At 65.6% G+C, this 21,427-nt stretch carries 20 protein-coding genes; 8 read left to right on the plus strand and 12 right to left on the minus strand.

Annotated features, from left to right (window positions below):
* Nucleotides 1-28 precede the first annotated feature (28 nt).
* From ACZLZY_RS04885 to ACZLZY_RS04910, 6 genes are all read right to left on the minus strand, one after another.
* Nucleotides 29-1,636, minus strand: coding sequence for a tripartite tricarboxylate transporter permease (locus tag ACZLZY_RS04885; RefSeq protein WP_472932315.1), 1,608 nt, complete (start codon nt 1,634-1,636; stop codon nt 29-31).
* Between the two features lie 12 nt (nt 1,637-1,648).
* Nucleotides 1,649-2,134 (minus strand): tripartite tricarboxylate transporter TctB family protein, encoded by a 486-nt coding sequence (locus ACZLZY_RS04890; RefSeq protein ID WP_472932316.1) that lies wholly within the window; start codon nt 2,132-2,134, stop codon nt 1,649-1,651.
* Nucleotides 2,131-3,084, minus strand: a complete 954-nt coding sequence (locus tag ACZLZY_RS04895; RefSeq protein ID WP_472932317.1) for a Bug family tripartite tricarboxylate transporter substrate binding protein — start codon at nt 3,082-3,084, stop codon at nt 2,131-2,133. Before ACZLZY_RS04895 ends, ACZLZY_RS04890 begins: the two co-directional genes overlap by 4 nt.
* Nucleotides 3,085-3,443: 359 nt before the next feature.
* Complete coding sequence (locus ACZLZY_RS04900) at nt 3,444-3,803, minus strand: hypothetical protein (RefSeq protein WP_472932318.1); 360 nt, start codon at nt 3,801-3,803, stop codon at nt 3,444-3,446.
* Nucleotides 3,804-3,942: 139 nt separating this feature from the next.
* Entirely contained in the window at nt 3,943-4,857 is a 915-nt protein-coding gene (locus ACZLZY_RS04905) for a sugar kinase (RefSeq protein ID WP_472932319.1), read from the minus strand.
* On the minus strand, nt 4,850-5,575 hold the full coding sequence (locus tag ACZLZY_RS04910) for a GntR family transcriptional regulator (RefSeq protein WP_472932320.1): 726 nt from the start codon (nt 5,573-5,575) through the stop codon (nt 4,850-4,852). The genes ACZLZY_RS04905 and ACZLZY_RS04910 overlap by 8 nt, the downstream gene beginning before the upstream one ends.
* 107 nt (nt 5,576-5,682) lie before the next feature.
* Here ACZLZY_RS04910 and ACZLZY_RS04915 point away from each other — a divergent pair, with 107 nt between their 5' ends.
* The 5 genes from ACZLZY_RS04915 to ACZLZY_RS04935 all read left to right on the plus strand — a co-directional run bounded on the left by ACZLZY_RS04915 (nt 5,683) and on the right by ACZLZY_RS04935 (nt 10,992).
* Nucleotides 5,683-7,164: a mannitol dehydrogenase family protein gene (locus ACZLZY_RS04915; RefSeq protein ID WP_472932321.1), complete on the plus strand. Its 1,482-nt coding sequence runs from the start codon at nt 5,683-5,685 to the stop codon at nt 7,162-7,164.
* Between the two features lie 85 nt (nt 7,165-7,249).
* Nucleotides 7,250-8,308 (plus strand): M14 family metallopeptidase, encoded by a 1,059-nt coding sequence (locus ACZLZY_RS04920; protein WP_472932322.1) that lies wholly within the window; start codon nt 7,250-7,252, stop codon nt 8,306-8,308.
* Nucleotides 8,309-8,434: 126 nt separating this feature from the next.
* Complete coding sequence (trhO, locus tag ACZLZY_RS04925) at nt 8,435-9,340, plus strand: oxygen-dependent tRNA uridine(34) hydroxylase TrhO (protein WP_472932323.1); 906 nt, start codon at nt 8,435-8,437, stop codon at nt 9,338-9,340.
* A 112-nt stretch (nt 9,341-9,452) separates the two neighbouring features.
* Nucleotides 9,453-9,878, plus strand: a complete 426-nt coding sequence (gene aroQ / locus ACZLZY_RS04930) for a type II 3-dehydroquinate dehydratase (protein WP_472932324.1) — start codon at nt 9,453-9,455, stop codon at nt 9,876-9,878.
* 394 nt (nt 9,879-10,272) lie between these two features.
* Complete coding sequence (locus ACZLZY_RS04935) at nt 10,273-10,992, plus strand: Crp/Fnr family transcriptional regulator (RefSeq protein ID WP_472932325.1); 720 nt, start codon at nt 10,273-10,275, stop codon at nt 10,990-10,992.
* A 62-nt stretch (nt 10,993-11,054) separates the two neighbouring features.
* On the opposite strand, the gene ACZLZY_RS04940 is transcribed toward ACZLZY_RS04935, so the two are convergent.
* From ACZLZY_RS04940 to ku, 3 genes are all read right to left on the minus strand, one after another.
* Nucleotides 11,055-11,558, minus strand: coding sequence for a MarR family winged helix-turn-helix transcriptional regulator (locus ACZLZY_RS04940; protein ID WP_472932326.1), 504 nt, complete (start codon nt 11,556-11,558; stop codon nt 11,055-11,057).
* Between the two features lie 618 nt (nt 11,559-12,176).
* Nucleotides 12,177-14,843, minus strand: a complete 2,667-nt coding sequence (gene ligD / locus ACZLZY_RS04945; protein WP_472932327.1) for a DNA ligase D — start codon at nt 14,841-14,843, stop codon at nt 12,177-12,179.
* 1 nt (nt 14,844) lies between these two features.
* A complete protein-coding gene (gene ku, locus ACZLZY_RS04950) occupies nt 14,845-15,786 on the minus strand; it encodes a non-homologous end joining protein Ku (RefSeq protein WP_472932328.1) in 942 nt (313 codons plus the stop codon).
* Between the two features lie 228 nt (nt 15,787-16,014).
* On the opposite strand from ku, the gene ACZLZY_RS04955 reads away from it, so the two are divergent.
* Together ACZLZY_RS04955 and ACZLZY_RS04960 are read left to right on the plus strand one after the other, a co-directional pair.
* Nucleotides 16,015-16,461 (plus strand): MarR family winged helix-turn-helix transcriptional regulator, encoded by a 447-nt coding sequence (locus ACZLZY_RS04955; RefSeq protein ID WP_472932329.1) that lies wholly within the window; start codon nt 16,015-16,017, stop codon nt 16,459-16,461.
* Nucleotides 16,462-16,577: 116 nt separating this feature from the next.
* Nucleotides 16,578-17,996, plus strand: a complete 1,419-nt coding sequence (locus ACZLZY_RS04960) for an MFS transporter (RefSeq protein ID WP_472932330.1) — start codon at nt 16,578-16,580, stop codon at nt 17,994-17,996.
* Between the two features lie 22 nt (nt 17,997-18,018).
* Here the strand turns inward: ACZLZY_RS04960 and ACZLZY_RS04965 are convergent, their stop codons facing one another.
* The 3 genes from ACZLZY_RS04965 to hisN form a co-directional block, all read right to left on the minus strand.
* Nucleotides 18,019-18,684 carry a MarC family protein gene (locus tag ACZLZY_RS04965; RefSeq protein WP_472932331.1) on the minus strand — a complete coding sequence of 222 codons (666 nt, stop codon included), beginning with the start codon at nt 18,682-18,684 and terminating at the stop codon, nt 18,019-18,021.
* Nucleotides 18,685-18,807: 123 nt separating this feature from the next.
* Nucleotides 18,808-18,975 (minus strand): DUF2256 domain-containing protein, encoded by a 168-nt coding sequence (locus ACZLZY_RS04970; protein WP_472932332.1) that lies wholly within the window; start codon nt 18,973-18,975, stop codon nt 18,808-18,810.
* Nucleotides 18,976-19,017: 42 nt separating this feature from the next.
* Nucleotides 19,018-19,836: a histidinol-phosphatase gene (gene hisN, locus ACZLZY_RS04975; protein ID WP_472932333.1), complete on the minus strand. Its 819-nt coding sequence runs from the start codon at nt 19,834-19,836 to the stop codon at nt 19,018-19,020.
* Between the two features lie 106 nt (nt 19,837-19,942).
* Here hisN and ACZLZY_RS04980 point away from each other — a divergent pair, with 106 nt between their 5' ends.
* Nucleotides 19,943-20,572: an SHOCT domain-containing protein gene (locus tag ACZLZY_RS04980; RefSeq protein ID WP_472932334.1), complete on the plus strand. Its 630-nt coding sequence runs from the start codon at nt 19,943-19,945 to the stop codon at nt 20,570-20,572.
* Nucleotides 20,573-21,427 lie beyond the last annotated feature (855 nt).

Raw genomic sequence — 21,427 nt, forward strand, 5'->3', positions numbered from 1 at the left:
CGGCAGGGAGAAACCTGCCGCCGGCCAATCAGTCTTCGTTGGCTGCGAGCTGCGAGAGCACCTTGCCGCGGCCGCGGGCGCGCAGCACCAGCGGCACGACCAGCGCCGCCAGCGCCAGCAGCAGGAGGATAATCGCCAGCGGCGAGTGCACCAGCACCGTCACGTCGCCCTGGCTGATCGCCAGCGCGTTGCGCAGCTGTTTTTCCGCCATCGGCCCGAGGATCAAGCCGACCACCACCGGCGCGATGGGGTAGCCGAAGCGCCGGAGGGCATAGCCCATCAGGCCGAACAACAAGAGCATGCCGAGCTCGACCGCGGAAGGGTTGGCGCCGATCGTGCCGAGCGTGGCGAACACCAGAATGCCGGCGTAAAGCCAGGGCCGGGGAATGGTCAGCAGGCGGACCCACAGGCCGATCAGCGGCAGGTTGAGCACCACCAGCATCAGGTTGGCGATGAGCAGCGAGGCGATGAGGCCCCAGACTAGGTCGGGCGAGTTGACGAAGAGCAGCGGGCCCGGCTGCAGGCCGAACTGCTGGAAGCCGGCCAGCATGATCGCCGCGGTCGCCGTGGTCGGCAGGCCGAGCGTCAACAGCGGTACCAGCGTACCAGCGGCGGACGCGTTGTTCGCCGCTTCTGGTCCGGCCACGCCCTCGATCGCGCCATGACCGAACTCTTCCGGCTTCTTGGCGAACTGCTTTTCCGTCGCATAGGACAGGAAGGTGCCGATCTCGGCGCCGCCCGCCGGCATGGCGCCGATCGGGAAGCCGATGGCGGTGCCGCGCAGCCAGGGCTTCCAGGACCGTTTCCAGTCCTCCTTGCTCATCCAGAGCGAACCCTTGATCGCCTCCACCTTGTCCGGCGTGCGGTGGCCGGCGGCCGCGACCGACAGCGTCTCGCCGATGGCGAAGAGCGCGACGGCCAAGGTCGTCACTTCGATGCCGTCGAGGAGGGCCGCCGAGATGTCGCCGAAGAAGCCGGCGAGCCACAGGTAGATGCCGGTAAGGGCGCTCGGCTCGGCGGCGAGGTTGGTGAAGAACGGTCCGACATTGCTGAAGGTCAGGCGCGCCTGGCCGGTCTGCAGGTCAATGCCGATGAGGCCGAGGGTGAGGCCGACGGCGAGCGCCGAGAGGCCGCGCAGCGTCGAATCTCCGAAAGCCGCCGAGACGGTGACGAAGGCCAGCACCATCAGCGCGAAATACTCGGCCGGGCCGAAGGAGAGGGCGAAGCTGACGACCCAAGGCGCCAGGAAGGCGAGCGCCAGCGTCGCGATGAGGCCGGCGACGAACGAGCCGATCGCCGCAGTGGCGAGCGCCGGCCCGCCGCGCCCGGCGCGCGCCATCTTGTTGCCCTCGAGCGCGGTGACGATCGAGGCGCTCTCACCCGGCGTGTTGAGGAGGATCGAGGTGGTCGAGCCGCCATACATGCCACCGTAGTAGATGCCGGCGAACATGATCAGCGAGCCGGCGGCGTCGAGCTGGTAGGTGACGGGCAGCAGCAGCGCGACGGTCAGCGCCGGGCCGATGCCCGGCAGCACGCCGACGGCGGTGCCGAGCGTCACGCCGATCAGCGCGTAGAACAGGTTCATCGGCTCCATGGCGGTCAGAAGACCGTTGCCGAGCAGAGCGAAGGTATCCATCGGTTTCCCCGTTCAGCGGAACAGCTGTTCGAGCGGACCGGCCGGCAGCGACAGCTTGAGGAGAAGGGTGAAGATCAGCCAGATCACCAGGCTGACGACGATGCCGATCGGCACGGTCATCCACAGCGGCCCGCGGCCGAAGCCCTTGGCGGTGGCGGCAAAGAGCAGGCCCGTGGCGATCGAGAAGCCGACGGTCTCCAGCAGCATCAACTGGGCAATGAGGCCGCCGACGATCCAGAGGATCGGTGCCGGTTCGTCGTGCTCGCGCTCGGGGAACTGTCCGCGCAGGCCGGCAATGATCGTCCAGACCGAGAGCGCTGCCAGCGAGGCGGCGATCGCATAGGGAAAGGCTGCCGGGCCGATGCGGGAATAGCCGCCGCCGACGAGGCTCGACGTGTTCCAGGCGATGACCGCGGCGATCACGCCGAGGCCCACGCCGATGCCCACCGCCGCCTTATCGGGGCGGCGGTGGGTCAGTTCCGAAGGTGTTTCCGTCATTTCTGGACGAGACCGATGTCCTGGAGGATCGTCTTGGTCGCCGCGATGTTGGCGGCGAGCTCAGTCTTGAACGCGTCACCGGCGAGGAAGGTGTTCTCCCAGCCATTGCGCTCGAGCACGGCCTTCCACTCGGCGCTCTCGACCATCTTGGTGATGTCGGCGGTGATCGTTGCCTTCTCTTCGTCGGTGATGCCGGGCGCGGCAGCGACCATGCGCCAGTTCTGGATCACGACGTCGAGGCCGGATTCCTTCAGCGTCGGCGCGTCGACACCGTCGATGCGGGCGTCGCTGGTGACGGCGAGGAGGCGCAGCGTTCCGGCCGCCACCTGGCTCTCGAACTCGCCATAGCCGGAAATGCCGGCGGCGACCTGGTTGCCGAGGAGGGCGGCCAGCGCTTCGCCGCCACCGGAGAAGGCGATGTAGTTGATCGTCTTCGGGTCGAGGCCGGCCGCCTTAGCGACGAGGCCCGCGGTGATGTGGTCGGTGCCGCCGGCCGAGCCGCCAGCGATCGAGACGGCGCCCGGATTGGCCTTCATGGCGGCGGTGAAGTCGGCGAGGGTCTTGAAGGGCGAGGCTGCCGGCACAACGATCGCCTCGTATTCGCCGGTGAGGCGGGCGATCGGCGTGACCTGGTCGAGCGTGACGGGCGAGTTGTTGGTGAGGATCGCGCCGACCATGACGTAGCCGCCGACCATCAGCTTCTCGGCATTGCCCTTGTCGCGCGAAACGAACTGCGCGAGGCCGATCGTGCCGCCGGCGCCGGTGACGTTGACCACCTGGACGTCATTGGCGACCTTTGCCGCCGTCATCGTCGCCTGCATGGCGCGGGCGGTCTGGTCCCAGCCGCCGCCGGGCGAGGCAGGGGCCATGATCTCGTAGGAAGCGGTCTGGGCCATAGCCGAGCCGGACAGAAGGCCGAACATCAGGGCGGCCGCGAGCAGTCTCTTCATAAAATGATCCTCCCGATCATACCGGCCGCGGTTCCCTCTGGACGCTGCGTCCAGCCCTCTGCGGCCGTATTCAATGGTTCCAAGACGGTGGCATCCAGCTCCCGGGATGCGACCACACAGTCCGGCGGTTCCGTGAGATCCGGCCGCCTGCTTCTTGTTGCCGGACACACCCGGTCCGGCACAGCCTAGGCCGGCTTTCCTGTCGCAATCCTGTCAGCCTGGCCCGACGCCTTCTCCGGGGCAGCGGCCCGGCCTTAGTCTTGCCGCAAGCCGAGGCGCCCGACAAGCGCGACGCCCTATAGAAGGCCGCAGCCGCAAGTTTATCAGTCCAAATACGGCTCGGAACGCTGCCGGTCGGCCTATCGCTTCAGCGTGAAGGCCTGTGTGCAGGCATAGGTGATCTTCACACGCGGCGCACCGGTCCGGCTTTCATTGATCGTCTCGGTCATCTCCTTGCCGGTGGTGGTCACCGTGATGATGGCGGTGCCGGAGCGGCGCTCGCACATCACGCCGCCGGCAAAGGGAAGGCATGGCAAGGTCTGATGCGGCATTTTCGTGCCGTCGATGGTGCCGCCAAGCTGCATAGCATTGCCCTGCAGAACCACCGTCCGCTCCGCCGTGACGGCGCCGCCGTCGATCGTGCCGTTGATCGACGTGCAGTCGGCGGCAAGCGCCGTTGCCGGGCAGAGGAGGAGGGTGAGGAGGATGAGCTGGCGCATGTCGGCGAGGATAGCGCCGGAACGGGGGTGCCAGCAACCGGCCGCAAGCACGGCTCGAAAGTCACGTGTGGCCTTCCGTTGAGCCCCGCTTGGGACGACAGAGCGGGGCGGGCCAAGCGGAGCCAACAGGATCGAGCGGCTAGCGGATCAAGGCGCCATAGTGCCGGACGACTTCGCCGGCCAGCCGGTGCCCGCGGTGCATGGCGTCGGCGGGACTGGCGCCGGACAGCCGTGCCGCCACGTAGGCCGCGCCAAAACTGTCACCGGCGCCCGTGGTGTCGACGGCATCGCCGACCTCAGGCGCCGGCACGACCTCGGAATGCTTGGGCGTCGCGATGATCGCTGGATCTCCGCCGTTCTTGACGACGACCTCGTTGGCACCGAGCTTCAGATAACGCGCGGCGCTTGCCGAGGGGGTGGTGTCGCCAAAGGCCTCGCGCTCGTCGGGATAACTCGGCAGGCAGATGCTGGCGGCGGCGGCCCCGGCCTCGATGGCGGCCCGCATCTGCGAGGCGTCCGGCCAAAGCCGCGGCCGGATGTTGGGGTCGAAGGCGACCGGCTTGCCTGCGGCCTTGGCGGCGACGAGGTGCCGCAGCAGCCGTTCGCGGCCTTCCGCCGGAAGGATGGCGAGGGTGATTCCCGAGAAGTAGAAGGCGTCGCCCTCGGCGAAGGCGGCGGCGAGATGGGCGTCGTCGTCGGCCAGGGATTTGGCTGCCGATGTGTCGCGCCAGTAGGAGAAGCGCCGCTCGGCGCCGTCGAGATGGATGAGGTAGAGCCCGGGCATCCGCCCCGCCAGCTGTCGCACGAGGCGGGTGTCGATGCCGCCTTCCTGCATGAAGCCGAGCATGGCCGCCGAGGTCTCGTCCGTGCCGACCGCCGAGAGATAGGCGATCTGCCAGTCCGGCCCGAGTTCGCGCCGCAGGTACCAGGCGGTGTTGAAGGTGTCGCCGGCAAAGCCCATGCGCAGCAGGCCGCCGGGGGCGCCCGACAGTTCCACCATGCACTCGCCGATCGAGATCAGGCGTTTCGGTCGGTCGGCCGTTGGGTCAGTCATGAATGTCCTCGGCCGCCGGCAGAGCGGGGCTCTCGTCCTGGAAATAGGGGGCGAACTCGCTGCGCAGCCGGGCGAGGATGGCGGTGATGCCGCCGAGATGGCGGTGCATCGCCGCCTCCGCCGCCACCGGGTCGCGCGCCTCGATCGCGGCGAAGATGCGGCCGTGATCCTCCAGCGCTGCCGGCTGGCCGAAGGCCAGCGACAGGAAGCGGACGCGGTCCATCTGCGCCTTCTGCTCGTCGATCAGCGGCCAGGCGAAGCGGCAGTCCGCCGCCTCCGCCACCGCGAAGTGGAAGGCGTCGTCGTGCTGCTGGAAGGCGTTGCGGTCGTCGCGCTGCTGGGCTGCCGCCTGCAGCGCCATCAGCGCGCTGAGGCGCTCGAGCGCGGCGTCGTCGCGGCGCTCGGCGGCCTTGCGCACGACGGCGATCTCCAGCGCCTCCCGCAGGAAAAGCGCGTTCATCACCTCCTGCGGCGAGATCTTCACCACCTCGGTCGCCTTCTGCGGCTGGATCCGGAGGTAGCCGGCGCGGGCAAGGCGCGAGAACGCCTCGCGCACCGGCTGGCGGGAGACGCCGAGCTGCTTGGCGACTTCCGCCTCGGAGGTTCGGGTGCCCGGTGGCAGGCGCACTTCCAGGATGGCACGGCGCAACTCGTCGAACACCGCATCGGCGATGGTGCTCCGGGGCGCGGCATCCTGCAGAGCGAGATCGAGCGGCATGGCGAACCCTTGTTGTCAGTCTCGGCATACTAGCATACCACCGACTTGCAAAGTGCGGTTCCCCCGCAACTACAAGCTTTCCCGCCCTCCCTCAACCGGTGAGCCGCATGACCGCCAGACTGTCCCTCGCTACGCTCGAACAGCTTCCCGCCAACGTGGGCCGTCCCGCTTACGACGTCGCCGCCACCACGGTCGGCATCGTCCACCTCGGCATCGGCGCCTTCCACCGCGCGCACCAGGCGGTCTGCCTCGACGACATCCTCGCCACCGATCCGCAATGGGCGGTGGCGGGGGCATCGCTGCGCCGCGCCGACATGCGCGACGCGCTGGCGCCGCAGGACAATCTCTACACTTTGGCGATCCGCTCGGGCGAAGGCACGCGGCTGAGGGTCATCGGCGCCATTCGCTCGATCGACGTCGCGCCGGAGGATCCCGCGGCGCTGCTGGAGCGGATGGCCGACCCGGCCGTCCGCATCGTCTCGCTGACCGTCACCGAGAAGGGCTACTGCCACGATCCCGCAACCGGCGATCTCGACGTCAACCATCCCGACGTGAAGGCGGACCTTGCCGATCCCCGCCGCCCGGTCTCGGCGCCCGGCCTCATTGCCGAGGCGCTGCGCCTGCGCCGCGACCGCGGCATCGTGCCGTTCACCGTTATGCCTTGCGACAACCTTCCGTCGAACGGCCCGACCGTCCACCGCATCGTCGCGCAATATGCCGGCCTGATCGATCCCGAATTCGGCCGCTTCGTCGAAAACGACGTCGCCTTCGCCGGCACCATGGTCGATCGGATCGTGCCGGCGACATCTGACGAGGACATCGCAACCATCGACGCGGCGCTCGGCCTGCACGACGCCTGGCCGGTGGTCGGCGAGCCCTTCCTGCAATGGGTGATCGAGGATCGCTTCCCGACCGGACGGCCGGATTTCGCCAGTGTCGGTGCGCAGATGGTGGCGGACGTCGAACCCTTCGAGCGAATGAAGCTACGCATGCTGAACGGCTCGCACTCGACGCTCGCCTATCTCGGCTACCTCGCCGGCCACGAGACCGTTTCCGCCGCGATGGCCGACGCGCCTTTCGCCCGTCTCGTGAACGGGCTGATGACCGAGGAGGTGATGCCGACGCTGGAAATCCCAGTGACTGAGCTGTCCGCCTATCGCGACGCGCTGATCGAGCGGTTCCGCAATCCGGCCTTGAAGCACCGCACCTGGCAGATCGCCATGGACGGCTCGCAAAAGTTGCCGCAGCGCCTGCTCGGCACCATCCGCGATCGCCTGACGGCGGGGGCTTCGGTCGACAGGCTCGCCCTCGGCGTCGCTGCCTGGATGCGCTACGTCGGCGGTACCGACGAGACGGGCGCCGCCATCGACGTGCGGGACCCGCTGGCGGAAAGGCTCCGGCGACTCGGCGCGGAGGCTGGCTCCGATCCCGCATCCATTGCCGCCGCCTATCTCGGCGTTACCGCAGTGTTCGGCACGGACCTTACCGGCAGTGCCGTGTTCGTCGCCGCGGTCGAGAAGGCGCTGGCCTCGCTGATGGACAAGGGAGCCGCCGCCACCGTCGCGGACTACGCCGCAGACGCCGCCTAGCCTTCGCGGGGATTGGGGTCTGCACGACTTGCCTTTGCCGGCCTCCTGTCCGAGGTATCGCCCACATTCCATCCGGAGGCAGGCCGTGCAGAAGACCGTCGAGATCATCAAGGGCGATACGCCGGGCACCGAATGGCGCTTCAGCGTTCTGCGCTTTTCCGGCAGCGATGCGACGGCGCCGACCGCCTACCTGCAGGCGGCGCTGCACGGCAACGAGCTGCCGGGCGTCGTCGCCTTGCATTACCTCGTGCCGATGCTCGAAAGAGCGGAGGCCGAGGGGCGGCTGCGCGGCAGCATCACCGTCCTGCCGCACGCCAATCCGATCGGCGCCGGCCAGCACTTCTTCCAGCAGCACATGGGCCGGTTCTCCTTTGCCACCCGCGCCAATTTCAACCGCGATTTTCCCTTGCTCGATACCGAGGACACGTCCGGCCTGCCGAATGACGACGCGCCGATCGCCGCGGAGAAACGGCTGAAGGCGAGGCTCACCAAGCTGGCGCTCGGCCACGACATCGTCCTCGACCTCCACTGCGATGACGAGGGGCCGTCCTATCTCTACATCGCGCGGGCCTACTGGCCGCACATGGAAGATCTCGCTGCGAGCCTCGGCTCGGAGGCCGTTCTTCTCTGGGACGAGACCTCGGACGGCGCCTTCGAGGAGGCCGCCTGGTCGCCCTACCGCCATCTGCCGGACGCCGATCCGAGCTGGCAGCGCCGGGCGGTGACGACGGTGGAGTTTCGCGGCGAGGCCGACGTCACGCCGGAATTTGCCGAGAGCGACGCGGCCGGTCTCTATCGCTTCCTCGTCGCGCGCGGCGTCATCGCCGACGAGACGCTGGCGCCGCTGCCGGAATGGCGGGGGACGGTGACCCCGCTCGAGCAGGTCGAGATGGTGCGGGCGCCGGTCGGCGGCGCCGTGCTCTACCATGTGGTGCCGGGCGACCGGGTCGAGGCCGGCGACCGGCTGGTCAGCATCCTGACCGCGCCCGGGGAGGCCGGCGGCGAGACCTTGGTGCTGGCGCCCCAGGCCGGCCTGATCCTCACCCGCAAGTCGAACCGCCTGGCGCGGACCGGCGACGACCTCCTGAAGCTCTTGGGCAGCGCCCGCTCGGCGACGGCGAAGGCCGGAACGCTGGAATCCTAAGACGAATTACCGTTTCCTTCCCCCGACGTTCGGTGGGTGGGGGCAAGGCAAAAGGGGCGGCTCCTTCCGGCCCGCCAATGCCCGTCGGCTTTTGAAAACCTGCGGCGGTTCGGCTATGACGGCGGCATGACCTGGTCCGTTGCCGCCCTCTACCGTTTCGTCGCGCTCGCCGACCTTCCGGCTTTGCAGTCCGCTGCGCGCTCAGCCTGTGACGCCGCCGGCGCCTGTGGGACGCTGCTGATCGCGCCGGAGGGCGTCAACGGCACGCTGGCGGCGCCCGAGGCCGCCATGCCGGCGCTGGTCGAGGCGCTCGACGCGCTGTTCGGCGTGCGGCAAGGGGAGCTGAAATTCTCTGCCGCCAGCAAAAAGCCCTTTGTCCGCCTGAAAGTGCGGCTGAAGCGCGAGATCATCACGATGCGGGCGCCTGAGGCCGACCCGACCCGGCGCGCCGGCACCTATGTCGCGCCGGCCGACTGGAATGCCGTGATCGCCGATCCCGATGTCGTCGTCGTCGACACGCGCAACCGCTACGAGACGCTCGTCGGCAGCTTCGAGGGCGCGATCGATCCGGGCATCGACACCTTCACCGAATTCAAGGATTTCGTCGCGGCAAAGCTCGATCCCGCAAGGGACAAGAAGATCGCGATGTTCTGCACCGGCGGCATCCGCTGCGAGAAGGCCTCGTCCTATCTCCTGGCGCACGGCTTCGAGGACGTGGTCCATCTGAAGGGGGGTATCCTGCAGTATTTGGAAGACGTGCCGGCGGCCGAAAGCCTCTGGCAAGGCGACTGCTACGTGTTCGACAGCCGTGTCGCCGTCGGGCAAGGTCTTTCGGAGACGAACTGGGACCGCTGCTTCGGCTGCGGTGCTCCGCTGGCGCCGGATGATCTCCTTGAGCCGCGTTACGAAAAGGGCGTCTCCTGCCGCCATTGCGCCGAGGCGCTGACGCCCGAGCGCGCCAGCGCCTTTCGCACCCGCCAGGCACAGATCGTCGCGAGCGGGCGCGCGACCAAGGCTGATCCGCTGCCATAGCGGTGCCGGCGTTCCCTTGGTGGAACCGTCGCGATAGGATCGGGCATGGCGGAGCTCAATCTCCGCAGCTTTGCCCCCGCTTTCAAATCACAGCCCAGGCAGGATAGACCGCATGCGCCAGATCCTGGTCCTCAACGGACCCAATCTCAATCTCCTCGGCGTTCGCGAGCCCGGCATCTACGGCTCGCAATCGCTCGCCAGCATCGAGGCCGACCTTCGCGTCCATGTCGCCGGCCGCGCGGAGCTTGAGTTCCGCCAGTCGAACCACGAGGGCGATCTCGTCACCTGGATCCAGGAGGCCGGTCTTGCCGGCACCGGTGTCGCACTGAACGCCGGCGCCTACACCCATACCTCGCTCGCCATCCGCGACGCGATCTCCGGGGCCAAGGCCGTGGTGGTGGAACTGCATCTGTCGAACGTGCACGCCCGAGAAGCCATTCGCCACCACTCGATGCTGGCGCCGGTCTGCCGGGGAATCATCGCCGGCTTCGGTCCGATGTCCTACCAACTGGCCGTCGACGCCCTGATCGCCCTCTAATCGCTTCCGCAACACTTCGCAAACTCATCGGAGCAGTCCAGTACGTTGTAACGGGTCGCGCTCCTATCCTTCCAGCAACAGGAGGCTTAGAAGACCGGAAAATATATCGTAGGCCTTTGTAATTTCGGTCAGCGGTCTTATGTCCAGCTTCGGAAGCCCGCGAACAATTCTGAATATTTCTTACAAAGCGAAGCGAACTTCGTATCGTGTCCGAGATCAGTGGTGATTTATTCGTAAATAACGAGCCTTCTCCGAAGCGAAAAATGTTCGAAATCGTACGGTCGCCTACGACGCGTGTGCAGGCTCTCGTTTATCGGGCATAGGCCTATCGTCGCTTGATCAAGTCTAGGGTGCGTGCGACGAAGAGTTCTCTCTTCCCTACAAAGGGATACACATGTCATCGCCAAGTCAGTCTAGCGTTCGTAACCAACTGCTGCAGGCAATGCACACGGAAGATTTCGAGGTGATTCGGCCTCATCTCGCTCTCGTCGACCTTCCGCTGCACGATGTCATCGTGCAGTCGGGGGAGCGGATTGAGCATGTTTATTTCATCGAGAGCGGCATCGCGTCCATTGTCGCCAATGGCGCGGAAGGCAAGCAGATCGAGCTGGGGCAGGTCGGCCGCGAGGGGATGGCCGGGCGTTCGATTCTGCTGGGCGTCGACGTCACGCCGGACATGACTTTCGTTCAGGTTCCGGGCTCGGCCTATCGCATGCCGGCGGCACGACTTGCCCAGGCAATCGACGCCAACAGTCGGCTTCGAGCGTTCATGCTGCGCTATATCCATGTCAACGAGGTGCAGATCGCCGGGACGGCGCTGTCCAATTCGCTCTACACGATCCATGAGCGGCTCGCCCGCTGGCTGCTGATGTACCACGATCGGCTGGATGGCGACGATCTGGCGATCACGCACGAATTTCTGTCGCTGATGCTGGGCGTGCGGCGCGCCGGTATCACCAGCGAACTGCACGTGATCGAGGGCCTGCACATCATCCGGGCGACGCGTGGCAATATTCGCGTGCTCGATCGCGAGAAGCTCGTCGAAATCGCCGGCGAAAGCTACGGACTTGCCGAGCGGGAATACGAGCGGCTGCTGAAGTTCGAACGCGTCTGATCCCAGCCCGGAGGGCTCGGGAGGGTATATCTCTCCGGTTTCGGTAGCGTGCGAGGCGCAAGCTACCGAAGGCGCGCCATCCGAGAGGCCAAGAGGCCGTCGACCCTTTCAAGTTCCTTGCGCAACGAATCGATGTCGCGTGAATGCAGCGCCTTGGTCAGGTCTAGCTCGAGCGCATGCCAGATGCTGGCCACCAGCCGCTGCTGGTGGTAGCCGAGCGGCGTCAGTTCGACGAGGGTCGTGCGGGCGTCGTTCGGATCCCGCAGCCGCTGCATGAGGCCTTTTTCGATCAGCCGGTCGACCATTTTCGAGACGGTCGAAGGGCGCACCGAAACCGCAGTGGCCAAGGTCGAGATGCTGGCGCGGCTGGTATCGTTGAAGACGGCCAGCAACTGATCCTGCCCCGCGCACAGGTCGATCTCGGCGAGCTTCAACCCGAGCATAGCCCGCGTCAGCTTGGAAATAGACAGAAGCCGGCTGACGATCGGAACCGGGTCGCTCGACGGCATCGCCGAATGCAAGGCGGCGCCAGTATCTCTCTGCGCTTCAACGGCGTGAAATGGCATGTCCCCGATCCCCCTGGTTACAACACCTAGTCGTGCTCATTTAATGGGCACTACCAATAGCTGGCAAAACCTTAGTTACGGGTACAGGATGATTTACTAGATTAAAATAGGCTGTACGAAATCGTACACCTTGCAAACTGATTTCAGTATAGCGCTTTACAGAAGACTAAGACAGATGCTTTTCATAAGGAAAATAATCGATTCAAGTGACGAATATTGTCATTAACAGACAATGATAAGCTATATGTATTATTATTGCGATCTGAATATTTTTCGGAATTGTAGCTTATCTAGCGTCGTGATTCTTGAATTTTCTTATGTCGGCGAGGTTTGAGGTTTCACAAGGCCTGCGGCGTGGGCCACCCAACGATGTCGCGTAAGAACAGAAGGGCATGGGATCTAAGCCAAAACCTAAGGGGCGAATGCGATCGACTTGGCCCAGAGGCTCAAGATCTCGGGTCCGCATCCCAAGAGCGATCTTGGCTCAGCCTACTTCAGCATAAGCCTGCCGCCCACGGTGTCGCGGACACGACCTCTGTGAGGTCATCCGCGTGGGTCCCATGGCGTCATCAGTCCCGCTCTGCCTGCGTCGCCATGGCCAGCCGGGCTGTCCATTGTTCAGCCAGCCATCTTTTTCAGGATGGCCAGCGTCAAAGACTGCTTCACCGCGCCGTAGCAGGCCCAAGGGTCGGGGTCCGCCAGGCGTTTCAGCACATCGGCGGGGTGGAAGAGGTTTGCCGCGCCGAGGCCCTGCAACTCGTCCCATCCGATGGGCACCGCGACCGGGGCATTTTCGCGGGAGCGGGTGGAGTAGGGGGCGACCGCGGTCGAGCCACGCTCGTTGCGCAGCCAGTCAACGAAGATCCGCCCCTTGCGCTTAGCCTTCGACATGGTGGCGACGAAGCGCGCCGGCTCTTCCCGCTCCAGAAGATAAGCCATGTCGCGGGCAAATCCCTTCACCACCGGCCAGGCCTGCCTGCGGGACAGCGGCACCACGACATGCACGCCCTTGCCGCCGGTCACGAGGGCAAAGCTCTCCAGCCCCATCTTCTGCAAGCGATCGCGCATGTCGAAGGCAGCAGCCTTTACGTCCGCGAAGGCCAGGCCTTCGTCCGGATCGAAGTCGAAGACGATCCGGTCCGGCTTGTCTACATCGCGGATGTCGGCGCCCCAGATGTGGAACTCGAGCGTGTTCATCTGGACGGCGGCGACCAGTCCCGCCGCGTCCGCCACGTAGAGATAGTCCGCCGTTCCGCCGTCCTTTTCCGCGATCGCGATCTTCCGGATCGCGTCGGGAAAGCCGCCGGAGTCGTGCTTCTGGAAAAAGCAGGCCTTCTGACGCCCGCCGGGACAGCGCACCAGCGACAGCGGCCGGCCGCCGGCATGGGCCAGCATGCGGTCGGCGACGGCTGCGTAGTATTCGGCAAGATCGAGCTTGGTCACGGCCTGGCTGGCGAAGATCACACGCTCAGGATGCGACAGCGTGATGCCCGCGACCTTCGTCACCGACGCCTTCTCGCCGCGTGAGACCGCCTTGCGCGTCGCCGGAGGCTCGGTCGCGTCCGACGCCGGAGGCGCAAGCGGGTCGCCCTCAAGTTTATTTGCCGGCTTAGCTGTCTCGTCGGCGACATCGGCCGCCGGCTTGTCTTCCCGCAATCCCTTGAAGACGCCGTGCCGCACCTGGCCGTCTGCTGTGATCTCGGCGAAGTCGATTTCCGCCACCAGTTGGGGCACAACGTATTTCGACGTCCGTGCAATCGGCCGCGGCAGGTCGGCGAAGGGCGAGGTGTCGCGCGCGAGCGCCTTGAAGCGGTTCGCGAGATCGGTCAGCGCCGCGTCGTCAAAGCCGGAACCGACGCGTCCGCGGTAGCGAAACTCACCGTCCTCGTTCACCCCGATGAGGATAGAGGAAAAGGCTCTGCCTTTCTTGTCCGAGGGCGAGAAGCCGCCAATGACGAACTCCTGCCGCCGGGTGCATTTCGCTTTCAGCCAGCCGGTGCTGCGGCCGGCGCGGTAGGGGGCGTCGGCGCGCTTGGCGATGAGGCCCTCATGCCCGGCCGCGCAAATTTGCTTCAGTATGGCGGGGCCGCTGCCGCGGATGTGCTCGCTGTAGAGCAGGACCGGTTGTTCGTGCCCCTTCAGCAGCTGCTCCAGCGCGGCCTTGCGTTCGGTCAGCGGCTTGTCCTCCATGTCGACCCCGTCGAGCATCAGGAGATCGAAGCAGAAACAGGCGAGGTCGCCCCCGTCCTTCAGATGCCGCTGCAGCGTGGAGAAATCGGTGTTGCCGTCACTGTCGAAGGCGACGAGCTCCCCGTCGATCAAGGCGCTGTCACAGGGGAGCCCGGCAATCGCCGGCAGGAGGAACGCGAAACGGTTGGTCCAGTCGAGCGCATTGCGGGTGTAGATCCGCGTCTTTCCGCCGCCGATCGCGATGACAATGCGGTAGCCGTCGTACTTCATCTCGTTCAGCCAGTCGCCGCCCGATGGTGCGGCATCGACGAGGGTCGCGAGTTGTAATGGGCGGAACGCCGGTACCTTCTTGCTGCGGCCGGACTTTGCCGACTTTGCCGCCTGCTTGCCGGAAGTCTTTGTAGGAGCCTCGTCCGCCGTGTCAGCCTTCGCCTTTCTGGCCGCCTTGGCGGGGACCTTCGCTTTCGGCGCGGCCGCCTTGGTCTTGGCGGGGGACGCCGTCGGCTGGGTCCACTCCTCGTCGCCATCGGCGATCTCCGCGAGGGACCGGCCGGTCTTGACGCTGCGATCCTCGGTCAGCACGTCGTGACCGGCGTCGGCGAGTTCGTCCTTTTCCTTGATCAGCAGCCAGTTCTCGCGCTTTTCACCGGGCCGCGGCTTCATGCGGATCAGCGCCCATTTCCCCTTCAGCTTCTCGCCGTGGAGGATCATTTTCAGGTTGCCCGCCTCGAGCTCGGCTGCTGCATCACCTTGCGGCTCCCAGGTGCCGCGATCCCACAGCATGACTGTCCCGCCGCCATAGGCGCCTTTCGGGATCGTGCCTTCGAAGTCGCCATAGTCCATCGGATGGTCTTCGGTGCGCACCGCCAGCCGCTTGTCGGCGGTGTCGTAGCTCGGCCCCCGCGTCACTGCCCAGCTCTTCAGGACCCCCTCGAACTCGACGCGGAAGTCGTAGTGCAGCCGCGTCGCGTCGTGCTTCTGCACCACGAAGGCGAGACCCTCGCCTTTTGCTGCCGATGCCTCGCCCGAGGGCTCGCGCGTCCGCGCGAAATCACGCTTCTGCCGATAGGTCTTCAGCAGCGCGTCGACGGCCATATCAGGCGGCCGTCTTACGCTTGCGCGCTGGCGCCTTGGCAGCGGGCGCCTTGGCCACAGGCTTGGCCTTCGCAGCTGCCGTCTTGGCGGCAGGCTTCGGCTTCTCGCCTGCAGCTGCCTTGTCCTTTGCCTTATCGTCTGCCGGAACCCCGCCCTCAAGGCTCTTCTTCAGGCTCGCCATCAGGTCGATGACGTTGCTCTTGGTCTTCGGTGCCGCCGTGTCGTCGTCCTCGATGACCAGCCTGCCATCGCCGCCTTGCTGGCGCTTCTCGGCGATCAGCCGCTTCAGCGCCTCGGTATAGTGGTTCTTGAAATTTTCGGCCTTGAACGGCGACGTCTTGCGCTTGATCAACTCGCTTGCCACCGCGAGGAGATCCTCCTCGGCGGTCTCATCGGAAATGTCCTCAAAGATCGTGTCGGCCTTCTGGATTTCGTCGGCGTAGTGCAGCGTCTCCAACAGAAGGCCGGAGCCGCAAGGCCGGAGCGCGACGAGATATTCCTTGCCGCGCATGGCAAGCTGGCCGAGCCCGGTCTTCTTGGCGCCGCGCAGCGCATCCCGCACCACGCGGAAGGCGTCCTCGGCCAGATCGTCCTGGGGCACGACGTAGTACGGCTTGTCGTAGTAGAGCGGCGGGATATCGTTGCTGTCGACGAACTGGACCAGTTCCAGCGTCTTCTTGGTCTCGAGCTTGACGCCCTCGATCTCCTCGTCGGTCAGAAGGACATATTCGTCCTTCGCGAACTCATAGCCTTTGATGATCTCATCGGCATCGACCGGGCCGATCCCCTCCGCCACCTTGTCGTAATGGATGCGCTTGCCGCTCTTGCGGTGGATCTGGCGAAACGAAATCTGCGCACCCGATTTGGTGGCGGCGAAAATCTCCACCGGTATCGACACCAGCGACAGGCGGATCTGGCCTTTCCAGACGGGACGAGATGCCATTCCAACAATACTCCGGACGAGAAGAATTGCCGACTCAACGCCGCTTTGTCCCGCGCGTTCCGGCTCTCAATGACGGGTTGTTTGGCTGTCGCACGGCCTGCCGCCGCCGTGCCTCCCGCTCGTCGTTTCTGCAGGCGCACAGAGCCATCACGCGGTCCTGATCTTCCGGTTTTCTAAAATACGAAGGATGCCTTTGAAGTTTGCCTTCGTATCTCCTATATCGGCGGTATGACAGCGGAGAAGAACCAGCCGGAAGCGACGCTCGCCCTTGCCGCAGAGCTGCGCGCCGTCACCGCGCGGCTGCGGCGACGGCTGCGCGAGCAGGCGCATCTCGGCGAGATCACGGGGACCCAGATGGCCGTGCTCGGTCGCCTCGAGCGGGAGGGGCCCGCGACCGTCACCGTGCTTGCCAAGGCCGAGGCGATGCGGCCGCAGTCCATGGGCGCCAACATGGCAGCGCTGGAAGCGGCGGGTCTTGCCGCCGGCGCGCCCGACCCTGGCGACGGCCGCCAGACGCTGTGGTCGGTCACCCCCGCCTTTCTCGCCCGCATCAAGGCCAACCGGGCGGCGCGCGAGGACTGGCTCTGCCACGCGCTCGAGAAGGCACTGTCGCCGTCGGAGCAAGCCGAACTCGGACGGGCGATCCGTCTCCTCGATCGTCTGGTCGACACCTAGAGGCGCCCATCTGAACCCCGGATAGGCGAGTCCCTGCCGGAAGGCTTCCCCTTTTCATTCCCGCTTGCCTCGCACGAGACGAAAACGCCCCGCGCCGAGACCTCTCGGAGTTCCGCATGACCGACCGCTTTGCACTCACAGATCCCGTTCCGCCGGATCCTGTTTCATCCGCGATCCTGCAGCAGCAGGCGACGGCGCCGGAGGGCGGCGCCGGCATGCCGCCTCAAGCCTCCACCCTGGATGATCCCGCGGCGCCGGCGCGCGCCGACGCCGCCGGGCGCGGCCGTTTTCGCTCGCTGCGCAACCACAATTACCGCATCTGGGCCGGCGGGGCGCTGGTCTCCAATGTCGGCACCTGGATGCAGCGGGTCGCGCAGGACTGGCTGGTGCTGAGCCAGCTGACCGACCACAGCGCCACCGCCGTCGGCCTGGTGATGGCGCTGCAATACGGCCCGCATCTGCTGCTCCTGCCGTTCACCGGCTTTGCCGCCGACCATTTCGACCGCCGCCGCCTGCTGATGGCGACGCAGGCCGGTCTCGGCGCGCTGGCGCTCGGCCTTGGGTTTCTCACCGTCAGCGGGCTCGTGCAGCTCTGGCACGTCTACATCTTCGCCTTCCTGCTCGGCTGCGTCGCTGCCTTCGACGCACCGGCGCGCCATACCTTCGTCTCGGAACTCGTCGGCGAGCGGGACCTGTCCAACGCCGTCGCGCTCAACTCGATGTCGTTCAACGTCGCGCGGATGATCGGCCCGGCGGTGGCCGGCGTGACCATCGCCGCCGTCGGCTCCGGCTGGTCCTTCGTGCTGAACGGCGCCTCGTTCTTCGCCGTTCTCGTCTCGCTGTCGCTGCTGCGGATCGGCGAACTGCACAAAAGCGCCCGAGCCGTGCGAACCAGCGGCAGCCTCGTCGAGGGTTTTCGCTATGTCTGGAAGCGTCCGGATCTCCGGGCGGTGTTCCTGATGCTCTTCCTGATCTCGACCTTCGGGCTGAATTTCCCGATCTTCATCTCCACCATGTCGGTCGCCGTCTTCCACGCCGATGCCAGCGGTTACGGGCTCCTCACCTCGACGATGGCGATCGGCACCGTGCTGGGCGCACTGTTGGCGGCCGGACGCGAGAAGCCGGGCCTTTCCCCGCTGTTCACCGGCGCTGCGGTGTTCGGCGTCGGCTGCGCGCTGGCCGCCGTGATGCCGAACGCAATCCTGTTCGGTCTGGCGCTGATCGTCGTCGGCGTCTCCGCGCTGACTTTCACCAACACCACCAACAGCCTCGTCCAGCTCTCGACGGAGCCGAGCATGCGCGGCCGGGTGATGGCGATCCGCCTTGCCATCGCGCTCGGCTGCACGCCGATCGGTGCGCCGATCATCGGTTTCGTCGCCGATGCCTTCGGCCCGCGCTGGGCGATCGGCGTCGGTGCGGCCTCCGGTTTCGGCGCAGCCCTCGTCGCGCTCGTCTATCTCGTCCGGCACCGCCATCTGCGCCTGTTCATGGAGGCAGGGCGGCCCCGTTACCGCTTGGACCCCGCAGTGTCCTGACCCGTCCCGGCCGTGGAGCGGACTACCGCCCGCTCGCCATGGCCACGGCGTCGAGCACGCCGCTCAGCGTGATCTGCGTGCCGACGCAGAGCAGCAGGAAGGCGGCGAGGCGGGAGACGATCTGGACGCGGGTCTCGCCGAGCAGCGCGGTGAGGCGGTCGGCCCAGCGATAGGCGAGCCAGATGATCACCGCGATCACCGCCGCGGCAATCGAGGTGCCGAGGAAGAAGGTCAGAAAGGCCGTGCCGCCCTCGGGCCGGCTGGAGCCGAGGGCGATGGCGACGGAGATCGTGCCGGGGCCGGTGGTCAGCGGCATGGTCAGCGGGAAGAAGGCGACGTCGGCCTCGCCGACCGCCTCGTCCGCCTGTCGCTGCTTGCGCTCTTCCCGCCGTTCCGGCGCCGACAGCAGTTGCCAGGCGAACGCCCCGACCACCAGCCCGCCGGCGATGCGCAGCGCGGCAAGACTGACCCCAAAGAAGCTCATGACATAGGTGCCGCCCCATATCGCGCCGAGCATGACGAGGAGGGAGTAGAGCCCGATCCGCCTCGCCAGCGCGGCGCGTTCGCCATGCGAGCGTTCGGCGGTGACCTGGCTGAAGATGAACGCGGTGCCGATCGGGTTGACGATCGAAAACAGCGCAGAGAAGGCGAGCAGAAAGCTCTGCGCCCAAGGCATTCCGTCCTGCATGGCATCGCCTCTTCGAAAGTATCGCGCCCATCGGCGTCAGGTTCACCCCGCGCGCGAGGCGCCGTCGCCGTGGCGGCAAACGGGCCTGGTGAGCCTTCGGCCGCCTGCCGATCGGAGTGGCTCTCAGGCCTCGGGCCTTGCCGCTTTGCGGCGAAGGTCGCCCTTGCAGCGCTCCGAACAGGTCTTCACCGCATCCCAGTCGCGGGCCCATTTCTTGCGCCAGGCAAACGGCCTGCCGCAGGCCTGGCAGATCTTTTGCGGGAGATGCGTCTTGGTCGGGCGGTTCGCCATGTCTCGTCCGGAGCTTCGTTCTTTCATCGGCCACCTTGGCGGTCAGGCTCGATTGATCCCGGCCTGTTCACGGATTTCGGCCAGTACCGCGGCGTGCAGCGCCGGTGTCGAACAGGCGAGGACATCGCCGGCCGAGCCGATCGACAGCTTGCCGCCCGTCCAGTCGGTGATCACGCCGCCGGCGGCCTCGATCACTGGCACCAGCGCCATGAAGTCGTAAGGCTGCAGCCCCGTCTCCATCACCAGGTCGCAATGCCCCGACGCCAGCAGGCCGTAGGAGTAGCAGTCGCCGCCATAGCGGCGCATCAGCACCTTTGCCGCCACGTGCTCGAAGGTGACGAGCGCATCGCCATCGAAGAGTTCAGGCGAGGTTGCGTAAAGCCGGGCATCCGACAGCTCTGTGCGCGGGCTGGTCGCGGCCGGCTTGCCCGCGAAGTCGGCGCCGAGCGGCGAGCCGGTCCAGCGTTCGCCGGTCGCGGGAATGTCGATCAGGCCGACGAAGGGCCTGTCGTCGGACGCAAGGGCGATCAAGGTGCCGAACAGCGGCAGGCCGGTGATGAAGCTGCGGGTGCCGTCGATCGGGTCGAGCACCCAGGTCAGGCCGTTGCCCGCGCGGACGCCGAATTCCTCGCCGTAGATCCCATGCTCGGGATAGCGCGCCTCGATCATCCGGCGCATCTCCGCCTCGATCGTCCGGTCCGCGATCGTCACCGGGCTCTCATCCGTCTTGCTGTCGACGTCCAGCGGCGTGCGGAAGTAGCGCAAGGCGATCGGCCGCGCGGCATCTGCAAGCTCGGCGGCAAAGGCCAGCGCCTCGGCGGGATCGAAGGGAAATGCGGGCACGGCCGGCGGTCCTCTCATGCGGATCTGTCGGCCGTCTTATAGGCGTTTCGCAGCGGGGGGGAAGGCGGCGGTTTTCATCCCCGGTAGCAGCGCTAGTTCCAACATTCAGACAAGGAGAAGAGCAATGAGCAAAGGCTTTGGCGACAACGGACGTAAGGCGATCGCGGAGATCGCCGCCCGCCATGGGTTCAGCGATGCGGCGGCATCGGCGATGGCCGAGGCGATCCTGTCCGGGCAGGGCCGCATGGCGCAGTTCAGCCATCCCGAACTCGGTGGCATGGGACAATGGTCACAGGGTGGCATGCTGATGATCGGCGACATGTTCAACAGCGACCTCAAGACGCGCGTCGGCCGCCTCGCCGACGATCTCGCCTCGGCCATGGCGGATAGAAGCCTGGCGCGGGAGGCGGGCGCGGGCGGCGAAAGCAAAGCGGATACATCGGATCGACATGCCGACGATGAGCGCGGGAATGCGGCAACAGGTGCCGGCGCGGTACAGTCCAGCAACAGCGCTTCATGGCCCGCTCACCTCGGGACACCAAGTGCCAGCGGCTCGCAGAACGGCCGGCGCTACGCCATCTTTGCGCCGAGCCACCGCATTGCTGTCGAGGAAGATGGCAAGGTCCGGCTTTACGACACCGGCGACCACGATATTTCCGGCGTGTCCCAGGCACAGGGCTCGGCGAATACGCTGCGTCTCAGCGCCCGGAATGGCAGCCTCGATCTATCCGAACTAAAAGAGGTCGAGAAATAATGGGCTGACGCTTAGAGCGACATCGGGGTAACAACAATCGGTTGATCATCAGTTCGACGGGATCCAGAGGGTACCGTCGGCAATTGACGCTTCCGTACACGTGCATACAAAGCCGTTTAAGAAACCGCGAGAATTACATGTTCGCGGCCGTGGCTTTCCTGGGGCGCGGCATTAGAGCGCCTAACAACGTCTCTTTAATTTGCTGCATCAAAGCCGCTTAAAGAGAGCTGCAATAGCTAAGAGGGCTGCAGAGGTCTTTTACATCCTCTTCGAACGCGCGATCGACTGCAGTCGATCTAGTGCCAGACGTTGGTCACGACGTCATTGCCGCCGTCGCATGCCCTTCTCATGACCTTAAGTCAGCAAGCTCACGGCTCTATGGCCGCATCGCGAGAAGCCCGCGAGAATTGTCAGATCACTTGGTAACCCGCATATTGTCGGGCTGAAGTCATCATGATCGCAAGCGCTCGGTGAGGTTGGAAAAGCGGCCTGTTGGCGCTGGGTGGCAGATGACGAACTGTTGCTTTCCCTGGCGTCATTATTTCATGATTTAAAATTTAGCAGCCAGCTGCGGTTAAAGCTGGTCAAAAACTGAAATAATAATACTCAGATCTGGCACAGTCATCCACGTCTTAAACATTCCGTGAGATGACAAAACGCAGGTTTATCTTCCCGAAAAAAACTATGTAGGCGTGACCGAGATTTCGCACCATAGGAATCTTTTTCAGCTTGCAACGACCAAAAACTAAAGACCTAATTATCCACTAAATACATAACCGCCAATGTCAAATCATAGGGGCAAAAATTATCATAAGGGGAGGCAGACGTTTAATTGCCATCATTCGGGATCCGGCG

The sequence above is a fragment of the Mesocryomonas lacus genome, from assembly GCF_055730135.2.

What these genes read in the sequence shown, in the direction of transcription:
- aroQ (WP_472932324.1), top strand. Translation starts at nt 9,453, where the DNA reads ATGCGCCAGATCCTGGTCCTCAACGGACCCAATCTCAATCTCCTCGGC.
- ACZLZY_RS04935 (WP_472932325.1), top strand. Translation starts at nt 10,273, where the DNA reads ATGTCATCGCCAAGTCAGTCTAGCGTTCGTAACCAACTGCTGCAGGCA.
- trhO (WP_472932323.1), top strand. Translation starts at nt 8,435, where the DNA reads ATGACCTGGTCCGTTGCCGCCCTCTACCGTTTCGTCGCGCTCGCCGAC.
- ACZLZY_RS04970 (WP_472932332.1), bottom strand. Translation starts at nt 18,975, where the DNA reads ATGGCGAACCGCCCGACCAAGACGCATCTCCCGCAAAAGATCTGCCAG.
- ACZLZY_RS04960 (WP_472932330.1), top strand. Translation starts at nt 16,578, where the DNA reads ATGACCGACCGCTTTGCACTCACAGATCCCGTTCCGCCGGATCCTGTT.
- hisN (WP_472932333.1), bottom strand. Translation starts at nt 19,836, where the DNA reads ATGAGAGGACCGCCGGCCGTGCCCGCATTTCCCTTCGATCCCGCCGAG.
- ACZLZY_RS04955 (WP_472932329.1), top strand. Translation starts at nt 16,015, where the DNA reads ATGACAGCGGAGAAGAACCAGCCGGAAGCGACGCTCGCCCTTGCCGCA.
- ACZLZY_RS04890 (WP_472932316.1), bottom strand. Translation starts at nt 2,134, where the DNA reads ATGACGGAAACACCTTCGGAACTGACCCACCGCCGCCCCGATAAGGCG.
- ACZLZY_RS04900 (WP_472932318.1), bottom strand. Translation starts at nt 3,803, where the DNA reads ATGCGCCAGCTCATCCTCCTCACCCTCCTCCTCTGCCCGGCAACGGCG.
- ACZLZY_RS04910 (WP_472932320.1), bottom strand. Translation starts at nt 5,575, where the DNA reads ATGCCGCTCGATCTCGCTCTGCAGGATGCCGCGCCCCGGAGCACCATC.
- ACZLZY_RS04965 (WP_472932331.1), bottom strand. Translation starts at nt 18,684, where the DNA reads ATGCAGGACGGAATGCCTTGGGCGCAGAGCTTTCTGCTCGCCTTCTCT.
- ACZLZY_RS04885 (WP_472932315.1), bottom strand. Translation starts at nt 1,636, where the DNA reads ATGGATACCTTCGCTCTGCTCGGCAACGGTCTTCTGACCGCCATGGAG.
- ACZLZY_RS04915 (WP_472932321.1), top strand. Translation starts at nt 5,683, where the DNA reads ATGACCGCCAGACTGTCCCTCGCTACGCTCGAACAGCTTCCCGCCAAC.
- ACZLZY_RS04980 (WP_472932334.1), top strand. Translation starts at nt 19,943, where the DNA reads ATGAGCAAAGGCTTTGGCGACAACGGACGTAAGGCGATCGCGGAGATC.
- ku (WP_472932328.1), bottom strand. Translation starts at nt 15,786, where the DNA reads ATGGCATCTCGTCCCGTCTGGAAAGGCCAGATCCGCCTGTCGCTGGTG.
- ACZLZY_RS04940 (WP_472932326.1), bottom strand. Translation starts at nt 11,558, where the DNA reads ATGCCATTTCACGCCGTTGAAGCGCAGAGAGATACTGGCGCCGCCTTG.
- ACZLZY_RS04895 (WP_472932317.1), bottom strand. Translation starts at nt 3,084, where the DNA reads ATGAAGAGACTGCTCGCGGCCGCCCTGATGTTCGGCCTTCTGTCCGGC.
- ACZLZY_RS04905 (WP_472932319.1), bottom strand. Translation starts at nt 4,857, where the DNA reads ATGACTGACCCAACGGCCGACCGACCGAAACGCCTGATCTCGATCGGC.
- ligD (WP_472932327.1), bottom strand. Translation starts at nt 14,843, where the DNA reads ATGGCCGTCGACGCGCTGCTGAAGACCTATCGGCAGAAGCGTGATTTC.